Annotated in this window: 9 protein-coding genes; 2 read left to right on the top strand and 7 right to left on the bottom strand. The window is 71.3% G+C overall.

Annotated features, from left to right (window positions below; translation table 11 throughout):
* Positions 1-23: 23 nt before the first annotated feature.
* Positions 24-2453, bottom strand: a complete 2430-nt coding sequence (ppsA, locus tag BMY04_RS18535; protein ID WP_091184801.1) for a phosphoenolpyruvate synthase — start codon at positions 2451-2453, stop codon at positions 24-26.
* On the bottom strand, positions 2450-3355 hold the full coding sequence (locus tag BMY04_RS18540) for a pyruvate, water dikinase regulatory protein (RefSeq protein WP_091184804.1): 906 nt from the start codon (positions 3353-3355) through the stop codon (positions 2450-2452). The genes ppsA and BMY04_RS18540 overlap by 4 nt, the downstream gene beginning before the upstream one ends.
* 219 nt (positions 3356-3574) lie before the next feature.
* On the opposite strand from BMY04_RS18540, the gene BMY04_RS18545 reads away from it, so the two are divergent.
* Both BMY04_RS18545 and BMY04_RS18550 read left to right on the top strand, forming a co-directional pair.
* On the top strand, positions 3575-4903 hold the full coding sequence (locus BMY04_RS18545) for a NupC/NupG family nucleoside CNT transporter (RefSeq protein WP_091184809.1): 1329 nt from the start codon (positions 3575-3577) through the stop codon (positions 4901-4903).
* 281 nt (positions 4904-5184) lie between these two features.
* Entirely contained in the window at positions 5185-6201 is a 1017-nt protein-coding gene (locus BMY04_RS18550; RefSeq protein ID WP_139209985.1) for a type IV toxin-antitoxin system AbiEi family antitoxin domain-containing protein, read from the top strand.
* 189 nt (positions 6202-6390) lie between these two features.
* Here the strand turns inward: BMY04_RS18550 and BMY04_RS18555 are convergent, their stop codons facing one another.
* From BMY04_RS18555 to nuoK, 5 genes are all read right to left on the bottom strand, one after another.
* Positions 6391-7371, bottom strand: coding sequence for a polyprenyl synthetase family protein (locus BMY04_RS18555; protein WP_232506497.1), 981 nt, complete (start codon positions 7369-7371; stop codon positions 6391-6393).
* Between the two features lie 67 nt (positions 7372-7438).
* Positions 7439-9046, bottom strand: coding sequence for an NADH-quinone oxidoreductase subunit NuoN (gene nuoN, locus BMY04_RS18560; RefSeq protein WP_232506498.1), 1608 nt, complete (start codon positions 9044-9046; stop codon positions 7439-7441).
* Entirely contained in the window at positions 9046-10602 is a 1557-nt protein-coding gene (locus tag BMY04_RS18565; protein WP_091185127.1) for an NADH-quinone oxidoreductase subunit M, read from the bottom strand. Before BMY04_RS18565 ends, nuoN begins: the two co-directional genes overlap by 1 nt.
* A gap of 16 nt (positions 10603-10618) precedes the next feature.
* Positions 10619-12523, bottom strand: a complete 1905-nt coding sequence (gene nuoL / locus BMY04_RS18570; RefSeq protein WP_091184817.1) for an NADH-quinone oxidoreductase subunit L — start codon at positions 12521-12523, stop codon at positions 10619-10621.
* Positions 12524-12536: 13 nt separating this feature from the next.
* The gene (nuoK, locus tag BMY04_RS18575; RefSeq protein WP_091075780.1) at positions 12537-12833 is read right to left on the bottom strand and encodes an NADH-quinone oxidoreductase subunit NuoK; all 297 of its coding nucleotides are present in this window, start codon (positions 12831-12833) and stop codon (positions 12537-12539) included.
* Positions 12834-12842 lie beyond the last annotated feature (9 nt).

A 12842-nucleotide genomic window follows, 5' to 3' on the forward strand; every position in this document is an offset into this window, starting at 1 on the left:
GGCGGAGCCGAGGGTGGCGGCCGTCAGGCCAGGCGTACGGGGTTGCGCCGGGCCAGCTCGAGCCAGGTGTCGACGACGGTGTCGGGGTTGAGGGAGATGCTGTCGATCCCCTGCCGCAGCAGCCAGGCGGCCAGGTCGGGGTGGTCCGAGGGGCCCTGGCCGCAGATGCCGACGTAGCGCCCGCGCTTCTTGCAGGCCCGGATCGCCAGCGCCAGCATGTGCTTGACCGCCGGGTCGCGCTCGTCGAACGTCGCGGCCACCAGCCCGGAATCACGGTCGAGCCCCAGCGTCAGCTGGGTCATGTCGTTGGAGCCGATCGACATCCCGTCGAAGTGCTCGAGGAACTCCTCCGCCAGCACCGCGTTCGACGGCAGCTCGCACATCATGATCACCTGCAGGCCGTTCTCCCCGCGCCGCAGCCCGTGCCGCGCCAGCAGGTCGATCACGCCCGCCGCCTCGCCCAGCGTGCGGACGAACGGGATCATGATCTTGACGTTCGTCAGGCCCATCTCGTCGCGCACCAGGCGCAGCGCCTCGCACTCCATCGCGAAGCAGTCGGCGAAGTCCTCCGACAGGTAGCGCGCCGCGCCCCGGAACCCGATCATCGGGTTCTCCTCGTGCGGCTCGTAGAGGTCGCCGGCCAGCAGGTTGGCGTACTCGTTGGACTTGAAGTCGCTCATCCGCACGATCACGGGGTCGGGCGCGAACGCCGCCGCGATCGTCGCCACGCCCTCGGCCACGCGGGCCACGAAGAACTCGCGCGGGGAGGCGTACGCGGCGGTCAGCTCGCGCACCTGCGCCGCGAGGTCGGCCGGCAGCCGGTCGACCTCGAGCAGCGCCTTGGGGTGGATGCCGATCTGGCGGTTGATGATGAACTCGAGCCGCGCGAGCCCCACGCCCGCGTTCGGCAGCCGGGAGAAGGCGAACGCCTGCTCGGGCGTGCCGACGTTCATCATGACCTTCACCCCGACCGGCGGCATCGTGTCGAGGGCGGTCTCCTCGATGCTGAACGACAGCCGGCCGTCGTAGATCAGCCCGGTGTCGCCCTCGGCGCAGGAGACGGTGACCTCGCGGCCGTCGGCGAGGTCGCGGGTGGCCGACCCGGTGCCGACCACGGCCGGGATGCCGAGCTCGCGGGCGATGATCGCCGCGTGGCAGGTCCGCCCGCCCCGGTTGGTGACGATGGCGGACGCGCGCTTCATGATCGGCTCCCAGTCGGGGTCGGTCATGTCGGCGACGAGCACGTCGCCGGGGACGAACGACGCCATCTCGGCGACGCTGTCGAGCACCCGGACGGGACCGGCGCCGATGCGCTGCCCGATCGCGCGGCCCTCAAGCACGACCTCCCCGCGCTCGTCGAGCCGGTAGCGCGTGAGGCTCCCCACCGCCCGGCGGGACTGCACCGTCTCCGGCCGGGCCTGGAGGACGTAGAGCCGCCCGTCGATCCCGTCGAGGCCCCACTCGACGTCCATCGGCCGCCCGTAGTGCCGCTCGATCGTCACCGCGTGCTGCGCGAGCTCGGTGACCTGCGCGTCGGTCAGGGACAGCCGGCGCCGGTCGGCCTCGTCGACGTCGACGAAGGCCGTGGTCCGCCCGACGGCCCGGTCGTCGGTGTAGACCATCTTGATCGCCTTGGCGCCCACGCCGCGCTTGAGGATCGCCGGGCGGCCGGCGGCGAGGGCCGGCTTGTAGACGTAGAACTCGTCGGGGTTCACCGCACCCTGCACGACCGCCTCGCCCAGCCCGTACGAGGAGGTGACGAACACGGCCTCCGTGAACCCGGACTCGGTGTCCATCGTGAAGGCGACGCCGGAGGCGCCGAGGTCGGAGCGGACCATCCGCTGCACGCCCGCCGAGAGCGCGACGTCGGCGTGGGCGAAGTCGTGGTGCACGCGGTAGGCGATGGCCCGGTCGTTGTAGAGCGAGGCGAAGACCTCGCGGACGGCGGTGAGCACGGCCTCGATCCCGCGCACGTTGAGGAACGTCTCCTGCTGACCCGCGAACGACGCGTCCGGCAGGTCCTCGGCGGTCGCGGAGGACCGGACCGCGAAGGACACGTCATCCGCGTCGCCGGCGAGGCGCGCGTACGCGGCCCGTACGTCGCGCTCGAGGTCGGGCGGGAACGGCTGGGCGAGCACGAGCCCGCGGATCCGGTCGCCCACCTCGGCGAGCCGGGTGACGTCGTCGGTGTCGAGGCCGGTCAGCTCGGCGTCGATGCGCTCGGCCAGCCCGGTCTCCCCGAGGAAGCGGCGGTAGGCGTCGGCGGTGGTGGCGAAGCCGTCGGGGACGCGGACGCCGGCGCCCGCCAGGTGGGAGACCATCTCCCCGAGCGAGGCGTTCTTGCCCCCGACCTCGGCGAGGTCGGCCAGCCCGAGCTCGGAGAACCAGCGGACGTTGCTCCGGGGCGACGCCTCGGCGTCGGCGGGACGGGTGGGGGTGGCGGTGGTGCTCACGAGACCTCCTGGGTGCGGGCGGGCGGCTGGGACGGCGGGGAGGTGGACGGCGCTGTCCGGCCCGGGGTCGACGACGACCTCGAGGGGGCGGAGAGGAGCTGCAGGATCAGGGTCGACATCTCCTCGACCGACTTGGCGGAGGAGTTGATCACCGGGAGCCGGTGGGTGCGGTAGAGCGCCTCGGCGCGCCGGAGCTCGTACGTGCATTGCTCGAGCGAGGCGTACGTCGAGTGCGGTCGCCGCTCGGCGCGCACCTGCGTGAGCCGGGCCGGCGTGGTCGTCAGGCCCACGCAGCGCTCGCGCAGGGCCCGGACCGGCCGCGGCAGGTCCGTGCTCTCGAGGTCCTCGGGCACGAGGGGGTAGTTCGCGACGAAGACGCCGTGCTGCAGGGCGAGGTACATGGTCGTGGGCGTCTTGCCGCACCGCGACGGCGCCAGCAGGATGACGTCGGCCTTGTCGAGGGCCCGCAGGCTGCCGCCGTCGTCGTGCTCGAGGGCGTACTCCACGGCGGCCATCCGTGCGTTGTAGCGCTGGATGTCGCCGACCCCGTGCAGCCGGGCGGCCACCCGCCGGCCCTGCACCCCGAGCACGGCCTCGACCCGGCTGAGGTGCAGGTCGAAGAAGTCGATCAGCGGGCAGCGGCTGCGGTGCAGGACGTCGCGGATCTCGGTCACCGCGGTGGTGGAGAAGGCGAGCGGCGTGACGGGCCCGTCCATGGCGGCGTCGAGGACCGCGACCACCCGTTCGGCCTCCTCCACCGTCGTGATGAAGGGGAACAGCCGGCGCTCGAAGTGCTGGTCGGGGAACTGGATCAGCAGGGCGTTGCCCATCGTCTCGGCGCTGATGCCGGTCGAGTCGGACAGGAAGAACACGGGGACGGCGGGTCGGCTGACGTCGGTCACGGGGTCTCCTCTCGCCTGGGGTGGGCAGAAAGATAGACCGCCAGAGCCACTGGTATTAACGTCGCTGCCGACCGGACCACCAGTGGCAGTGGTCTTGTCCGCGGGCTCCCCGCGTGGTGGCACCGAGCAGCCGTGAGCGACATCACGGGCGCCGGAGCGCGCGACCAGACCAGTGACACCGTGGCCAGCCGCGCCGGACGGGGTGGCTAGGGTGCCGCCATGGACGCGCTGCGTGGGGTCCTCGGGCTGGTCCTGCTGCTGGCGGTCGCGGTGCTCGCGTCGCGCGACCGGCGCGGCATCCGGTGGCGCACGGTCGGGGTGGCCCTGGCCGTCCAGGTGGTCTTCGCGTTCCTCGTGCTGCGCACCCGGCCGGGCCAGGCGGTGCTGAACTTCCTCTCCCGCCAGGTCGAGACCCTCATCGGCTTCACCCAGACCGGGACCGACTTCGTCTTCGGCCCGCTCGCCAAGGTCGGTGCACCCGGTGGCGTGGCCTTCGCCCTGCAGGTCCTTCCGGTGATCATCTTCCTCGGCGCGCTGATCTACCTGCTGCTCTACCTGCGCGTGATCCAGTACGCGACCCACTACGTCGGCGGCGCGATCGGCCGGCTGCTGCGGGTCAGCAAGGTCGAGTCGATGTATGCGGCGGTGGTCGTGTTCCTGGGGATGTCCGAGGCGCCGCTGCTGATCAGCCCGTACCTCAGGCGGCTGACCGCGTCGCAGATGTTCACGGTCGTGACCGCCGGCCTCACCGCCGCCTCCGGCTCGACGCTGATCGGCTACGCGCTGCTCGGCGCCCCGCTGCCCTACCTGCTGGCCGCCACCGTCATGAACGCCCCCGCGGCGCTCGTGATGGCGAAGATCATGTGGCCGGACAGCGTGCGGGAGCCGGTGGAGGTGGCGGAGTCGGACGACCGCACCGCAGGGGCCGACGCCGCGCGCCAGGTGGACGACCGGTCGGACGACCGGGCGGCGACGAAGGTGCCGCCGGCGGACGACGACTTCGACGTCCGCGAGGTGCGCGACACCGAGTCGGCGAACGTCATCGACGCCCTCGCCCGCGGCGCCCTGGCGGGCGGGCGGGTGGCGGTCGCCGTCGGCTGCCTGCTCATCGCCTTCGTCGCCCTGATCGCCCTGCTCAACGGCATCATCGGCGGCGTCGCCGGGCTGTTCGGGGCGCAGGGCGTGACGTTCCAGCAGCTGCTGGGCTACGTCATGGCCCCCGTGGCCTGGCTCCTCGGGGTGCCCTGGTCGGAGTCCGTGCAGGCGGGCCAGTTCATCGGCATCAAGACCGTGCTGAACGAGTTCGTCGCGTACGGCGAGTTCGGCCCGCAGGTGGGTTCGCTGTCACCGGTGACCGTGGTCGTGGTCAGCTTCGCCCTGGCCGGCTTCGCCAACTTCGGCTCGATCGCCATCGCCATCGGCGCCCTCGGGAGCCTGCGGGCGCAGGTCCGCGGGTTCGTCGCCCGGGTCGGCGTCCGCGCCCTCCTCGCCGCCACCCTGGCCAACCTGGCCAACGCCGCGATCGCGGGCCTGGTGTTCGCCCGCTGACGTCCTGGGCGGTCACCCCACGACCTCCGCCCCCGCATCTCCCCCCCCCCCCGCTTCCTCGGGCTCGGGCTCACTCGGGCTCGGCTGCCGGTTTCCCATGAGGTCTTGGGAAACCTGCACTCCTCACGGCAAATCGGCCACGAGAAGTGCAGGGTTCCCGTGAGGTGTACTGCAGCACCGGGCGTGCCGCACCGCCTCACTTCTGTGGACGGGTGCGCCAACCCGGCCGCGGTCCTGTGGATAGGTCGAGCGTGCCCCCGTACGCGCTGCAGGCTGTCGCGATGGATCTTCCGGGTCACCTCCTGCGCGCCAACGGCGGCGTCTTCAGCCGGGCCGAGGTGCTCGCGCTGGGCGAGAACGACCGTTCGTTGGCGAGCGCCGTCCGCTCGGGCGAGCTGGTCCGCCTGCGGCAGGGTGCCTACGTCCGGGCCGTCGACGTCGGTACGCAGGACGAGCGCGGCCGCCACCTCCTTCTCGCCCGGGCCGTTCTGGCCCGGCAGAGGGGCAGGGTGGCGCTCGCGGGCCCGTCCGCCGCGCTGCTGCACGGCTTCTCCGTCTGGGGGCACGACCTGGCCAAGGTCCACGTCGTACGCCTCGATCGAGGCGCGGGACGGCGGGAGGCCGGGGTGGTCCATCACCTCGCGGCACCGGGAGACGTCGGGCTCGAGCTGTGCGAGGGCCTGCTGACCGTCAGCGCCCGTGACGCGGCCTGGCAGACCGCGCTCGCCTCGACGCTGGAGGCCGCGGTCGTCGCCCTGGACTCGGCCCTCCACCTGCGCCCGGAGCTGGTGGGCCCCCTCCATGAGCTGGCCGAGCGGCAGCAACGCCATCCGCACTCGCGCCGCGCGAGGCTCGCGCTCGGGCTCGCCGACGGCAGGGCCGAGTCGCCAGGCGAGTCCCTCACCCGCATGGCCTGCTACCGGCACGGTATCCCTCGGCCCGAGCTGCAGCACGAGGTGTTCGGCCCGGACGGTCGCCTGATCGGTCGGTCCGACTTCTCCTGGGAGGAGTTCGCGCACCTCGGCGAGTTCGACGGGCGCATCAAGTACGAGAGGCTCCTCAAGCCCGGCCAGTCGGCCAGCGCCGTCGTCGTCGGGGAGAAGGGTCGCGAGGACGACATGCGCGCGACAGGCAAGGGGATGTCGAGGTTCGTCTGGAGCGAGGTACAGCCGGGTGCGGCCGCGCCGCGGATGGCACGGCTCGCGCTCGAGCTCGAGCAGTCCCACAGGCTCTGGGTCCACGTCAGCCGTTCGCCGGACCGGCCCGGTTTCGTCAGCGCCCGGTCACGCGCGAACTGACTCCGACCCTACGGGATCAGCTGCCCGAGATCACGGATGGGAACCCACCACGGCACTCCTGCACTTCTCAAGGCGAATCTGCCGTGAGAAGTGCAGGGTTACCAAGATCTCTTGGGAAACCAGCACCACCACCAGGCGAGGAGGGCGGCTGAAGCCGGGAGGAGCGGAGCGGTGCTGTCGAGCGGCGGCTCAGACCGTACGGCTGACGACGGTGTCGCAGAGCTCCTCGAGGGAGTCCCGGGCGGGGCCGGCGGGCAGGCCGTCGAGGAGGAGGCGGGCCGACTCGGCCCGGCGCCGGACCTCCGCGCGGGCCTCGTCGATGCTGCGGTGGCTCCGCAGGAGGTCGAGGGCCTCGGCGAGGTCGTCGTCGGAGGAGAGGTCGGAGTCGAGCAGCGTCAGCAGGCGGGCGTCGGCCGGGTCGGTCGACGCCCGGGCGAGCAGGGTCGGCAGCGTGGGGATGCCCTCGCGCAGGTCGGTGCCCGGCGTCTTGCCCGTCTCGTCGCTGGTGATGTCGATGATGTCGTCGCTGAGCTGGAAGACCATGCCGATCTGCTCGCCGAACTCGGCCATCGTCCGCTGCTGCTCGGCCGTCGCGCCGGCCAGCTTGGCGCCGAACAGCGCGGACGTCGCGATCAGCGACCCGGTCTTGTCCGCCACCACCTGCAGGTAGTGGCCGAGGCGGTCCTGCCCGGGGGCGGGGCCGACGGTCTCGGCCAGCTGGCCCTGGACGAGCCGGGCGAACGTACGGGCCTGGAGGCGCACGAACTCGGGGCCGAGGTCGGCGACGAGGTCGGACGCGCGGGCGAAGAGCAGGTCCCCGACGAGGATGGCGACGGTGTTGCCCCAGCGCGAGTTCGCGCTCACGGACCCGCGGCGCAGGCCCGCCTCGTCCATGACGTCGTCGTGGTAGAGGCTCGCGACGTGGGTCAGCTCGACCACGACGGCGGCCCGCTCGACGTCGGCGTCGACCGCAGCCGGTCCGAGGTGCGAGCCGAGGATGACGAGCAGCGGCCGGAACCGCTTCCCGCCGGCGAGGATGACGTGCTGGGCCGCCTCGCGGACCATCGGGCTGTCGGCGTCCGCCGCCCGCACCAGCGCCGACTCGACGCGGTCGAGCTGGTCGCGGACCACGGTCTCGAAGACCGGGTCACGCGTCTGGCTGGCGAGCACGTCACTCCTTCGGACCCGGCGCCGTCCTGGCCGGCCACCTCCAGCCTATCGTTCGGACCAACGTCGCCTATCGGATGAATTCGCTCGCCTGCTGGGCGAGACCGAGCAGCGGACCGGGGTAGATCCCGAAGACCACGGTGGCCGCCACGCCCACGCCGACGGCGAGCAGCGTCGTCCAGCCCGGCCGCACGACCTCGGCCCCCGCCGTCCCGGCGCCCGTCGCCTCCACGGGCTGGTCGGTGAAGAACATCATCACGATCACGCGGATGTAGAAGAAGGCGGCGACGACGCTGACCACGACCGCGACGACGACGAGCCAGTGCAGGCCGCCGCTCCACGCGCTGGCGAACACCGACCACTTGCCGATGAAGCCGCTGGTCAGCGGGATGCCGGCGAAGCTGAGCAGGAACACCGAGAAGACCAGGGCCACCGCCGGCGACCGCTTGCCCAGCCCGACCCAGCTCGACAGCTGCGTGGCCTCGCCGGTGGAGTCGCGCACCATCGTCACGATCGCGAAGGCGCCGATCGTCGCCGCGCCGTACGCGACGAGGTAGAACATCACCGACGAGACGCTGGTCAGCTGACCCTCCCGGGCACCCGTCGCGGCCTGCGAGGCCCCGACGAACGCGGTCAGGATGAAGCCGGCGTGGGCGATCGAGCTGTACGCCAGCATCCGCTTGACGTCGGTCTGCGTGATCGCCAGGACCGAGCCGACGACCATGGTCGCGATGGCGACGACGGCCATCAGCGGCTGCCAGTCCCAGCGGTCCGAGCCGAGCGCGACGTAGAAGACACGCATCAGCGCACCGATCGCGGCGATCTTGGTGCAGGCCGCCATGAAGGCGGTGACCGGCGTCGGCGCCCCGGTGTAGACGTCCGGGGTCCAGGAGTGGAACGGCACCGCGCCGAACTTGAACAGCAGCCCGACCGCCATCAGCCCCATGCCGGCGAGCAGCAGGCCGGTCCCCTGGGGCCCGGTGCCGGCCACGCCGTTGCGGATCGCGTCGTCGATGCCCGACAGCAGGAAGGAGCCGGAGTAGCCGTAGAGCAGCGCGGCGCCGTAGAGGAAGAACGCCGACGACAGGGCGCCGAGCAGGAAGTACTTCATGGCCGCCTCCTGCGAGAGCAGCCGGCGGCGGCGGGCCAGCCCGCAGAGCAGGTAGAGCGGCAGCGACAGGATCTCCAGCGCCACGAACATGGTGATCAGGTCGTTCGCCGCCGGGAAGAGCATCATCCCGGACAGCGCGAACAGCGCCAGCGGCAGCACCTCGGTGTGCTCGCGACGGTCCTCGATCGCCTCGCGCTCGGCGACGGTGCCCGGAACGGCGGCCGCCATCGGCGCGAAGGCGCTGACGCCGGCGGTCACCTTGCGCTCGGCGAACATGCCGAACGACACCGCCCCGAACACCAGCAGGATCGTCCAGATGAACGACGTGGGCCCGTCGACGGCCACCGAGGCGACCCCGACGACGACGTCACCACCGGCCGACCAGTTGGAGATCGTGACGACCAGCGCCACCCCGACCGCGACGAACGCGAGCAGCAGCTGGGCCGCCCGGCGCAGGTCGCGCGGGACGATCGCCTCGACGAGGATGCCGACGCAGGCGGCGGCGAAGATCACGATGAACGGCAGCAGCAGTGCGTAGCCGATCGTCGGTGCGGCGATGGTGCCCACTATCGGGTTCCTCCCACGAGGGGGGCGGGATCGCTGACGCCCACCGAGGTCTGCAGCAGCGTGGTCGACTGCTCGATCATCGACAGCACCGGCTTGGGGTAGACGCCGAGCAGCAGGATCAGCACGACGAGCGGGGCGATCGCGACGCGCTCGCGCACGGTCACGTCGGTGACGCGGTCGGCCACGGCCGGCCGGACCGGTCCCGTCATGGTGCGCTGGTACATGAGCAGGATGTAGAGCGCGGCCAGGACGATCGCGAGGGTGGCGACGGCCCCGTACGCCGGGTGCTTGCCGAAGGTGCCCGCCAGCACCATGAACTCGCTGACGAAGCTCGACAGGCCCGGCAGCGACAGCGTGGACAGGCCCGCGAACAGCAGCAGCCCGGCGGCGACAGGAGCGACCTTCTGCACGCCGCCGAAGTCGTCGATGTTCGCCGAGCCGCGCCGCTTGACCAGGTAGCCCGCCACGAGGAACAGCGCCGCCGTCGACAGCCCGTGGTTGAGCATGTAGAACGTCGAGCCCGTCAGCGTCTGGCGGGTCAGCACGAAGATGCCGAGCACGATGAAGCCGAAGTGGCTGATCGAGGTGTAGGCGACGAACCGCATGAGGTTCTTGGACCCGATGGCGAGGATCGCGCCGTACAGGATCGAGATCACGGCCAGGACCATGACCACCGGCGTCGCCCACTGGCTCGCCTCGGGGAAGAGCCCCAGGCAGAACCTGATCATGCCGAACGTGCCGATCTTGTCCATGATCCCGACCATCATCGTCGCGCCGCCGGGGCTCGACTGCTCCGCGGCGTCGGGCAGCCACGAGTGCAGCGGCACCAGCGGCGCCTTGATGGCGAAGGCGAACATGAAGCCGAGGAACAGCCAGCGCTCCTGGCCGGTGCCCAGCGTCAGCCCGGACAGGTCGGAGAGCAGGTAGCTCGCCTTGCCGGCGTCGGCCGAGGCGACGTAGAGCCCGATCACCGACGCGAGCATGACGAACCCGCCGAGCAGGCCGAAGATCAGGAACTTCGCCGCCGCGTACGAGCGCCGCGCGCCGGGGCCGAAGCCGCCGATGAGGAAGTACATCGGGACGAGGACGACCTCGAAGAAGACGTAGAAGAGGAAGACGTCGGTGGCGAGGAAGAGGTACAGCGCGCAGGTCTGCACCGCCAGCACGAGGGCGTAGAAGATCTTGCTGTCGTAGCGCGCCGTCTCCCCCGCCGCCACCGTCGACAGGCCGCCGTCGGGGGTTCTGTCGTAGTCGCTCCACGTGGCCAGCACCACGACGGGCGTGACGATCGAGGCGAGCAGCACGAGCGTGGCGCCGATGCCGTCGAGGCCGAGCGCGTAGTGGGCGCCCAGCGGGCGGATCCACATCGCGTCCTCGACCAGCTGCATCCCGCCGCCGCCGCGCAGGCTCACGGTGAGGACGACGGCGAGGACGACGGTGACGAGCGACGTGGCCAGGGCCACGAACTTGGCCGCGGCGCTGCTGCCCAGCAGGACGACGATCGCGCCGACCGTGGGCAGCAGGGCCAGGACGGTGAGCCAGGGTGCGGTGGTCATCATCTTCGCTCCTCCCTCAGCCCAGCCGGCCGAGCAGGATGATGGCGCCGACGACGGCCGCGCCGGCGGTCATGGTGAGGGCGTACGAGCGCACGAAGCCGTTCTGCACCCGGCGCAGGCGGCTCGAGAACCCGCTGATGACCGTCCCGGTGCCGTTCGCGATGCCGTCGACCACGGCGCCGTCGAAGCGGACCAGGTCGTTCGTCATCCGGATCCCGGGGCGCATGAAGACGGCCTCGTTGAAGGCGTCGCCGTACAGGTCGCGCCGCCCCGCCCGGACGAAGGGCGAGCGGGTGGCGGGCTGCACGTCGGGGATCACCTTCTGCGGCCCGAAGAAGAGGAAGCTCACGGCGATGCCCGCGAGCACGACGAGCATGGTCACGCCACCGATCAGGGTGAAGTGGATCAGCCCCTCGGTCTCCGCCTCGCCCTGCACGGCCGGGTTGAGCCACTCGGTGATCCAGCCGTTGAGCAGCAGGCCGCCCACGACCGAGGCCGCCCCCAGGACGATCAGCGGCACCGTCATGACCAGCGGCGACTCGTGCGGGTGCACGCCCTCGCGCCAGCGCTTGCCGGGCGCGAAGGTCATCAGCATCAGCCGGGTCATGTAGAAGGCGGTGACGCCGGCGCCGATGAGCGCGCAGGTCCCCGCGACCCAGCTGGCGTGGAAGGCCGCCTCGATGATGTGGTCCTTGGAGTAGAAGCCGGCGAAGAACGGGAAGCCGATGATCGCCAGGTAGCCCGCGGCGAAGGTCACGAAGGTGATCGGCAGCGCCCGGGCCAGCGCACCGTAGTGGCGCATGTCCACGTCGTCGTCCATCGCGTGCATGACCGAGCCCGCGCCGAGGAACATGTTGGCCTTGAAGAAGCCGTGCGTGACGAGGTGGAAGATCGCGAAGGCGTAGCCGACGGGGCCGATGCCCGCGGCCAGCATCATGTAGCCGATCTGGCTCATCGTCGAGCCGGCGAGCACCTTCTTGATGTCGTCCTTCGAGCAGCCGATGTACGCCCCGAACAGCAGCGTCACCGTGCCCACTACGACGACGGCGATGCTGGCCGCGGGGCCGGCGGTGAAGATCGCGTGGCTGCGGACGATCAGGTAGACACCGGCGGTGACCATGGTCGCCGCGTGGATGAGCGCCGACACCGGGGTCGGGCCCTCCATCGCGTCCAGCAGCCACGACTGCAGCGGCACCTGCGCCGACTTGCCGCAGGCACCGAGGAGCAGCAGCAGGCCGAGGGTCGTCGCGAGCGGGGTGCTCAGCTGGCCGACGCCCGCGTTGACGTCGGTGAAGGACGACGACGAGAAGGCGGCGAGCATCAGCATGATCGCGATCGACATGCCGAGGTCGCCGACGCGGTTGACGACGAAGGCCTTCTTGGCCGCGGTCGCGGCGCTCGGGCGCTCCTGCCAGAAGCCGATGAGCAGGTACGACGCGAGGCCCACGCCCTCCCAGCCGACGAACAGCACGAGGTAGTTGTCGGCGAGGACGAGCAGCAGCATCGCGGCGACGAACAGGTTCAGGAAGCCGAAGAAGCGGCGCCGGCGCGGGTCGTGCGCCATGTAGCCGATCGAGTAGACGTGGATCAGGCTGCCCACGCCGGTGATCAGCAGCACGAAGACGATCGACAGCTGGTCGAGCTGGAGACCGACGCCGATGTTCCAGGTGCCGGAGCTGATCCAGTCGTAGAGCGGCACGTGCACCGCGCGCTCCGCCTCGTCACGGCCGAGCAGGTCGGCGAAGTAGACGACGCCGAGCACGAAGGACACGACCGGCGCGAGCGTCCCGAGGAAGTGCCCCCAGCGGTCGCCCGCGCGGCCGATCAGCAGCAGCACCGCCGCGCTCGCGGCCGGGACGGCGATCAGCAGCCAGGCCAGGCTGAAGAGGCCCGTCCCCAGGACGGGAGTCACGCTTTCCATGGGTCCCGAGCTCCTAGAACTTCAAGAGGTTGGCGTCGTCGATCGAGGCCGACCGCCGGGTCCGGAAGATGGTCACGATGATCGCCAGCCCCACCACGACCTCCGCGGCGGCCACCACCATGACGAAGAAGGCGGCGATCTGCCCGTCCAACGCGCCGTTCTTGTGCGAGAAGGCGACGAGCGCGAGGTTCGAGGCGTTGAGCATCAGCTCGACGCACATGAAGGCGACGATCGCGTTGCGCCGCGTCATGAAGCCGATCGTGCCGATGGCGAAGAGGATCGCCGACAGGACGATGTAGTGGTCGGTCACTCGGTGCCC

Origin of the sequence: Microlunatus flavus (assembly GCF_900110855.1) — a bacterium.
Lineage (GTDB): Bacteria > Actinomycetota > Actinomycetes > Propionibacteriales > Propionibacteriaceae > Microlunatus > Microlunatus flavus.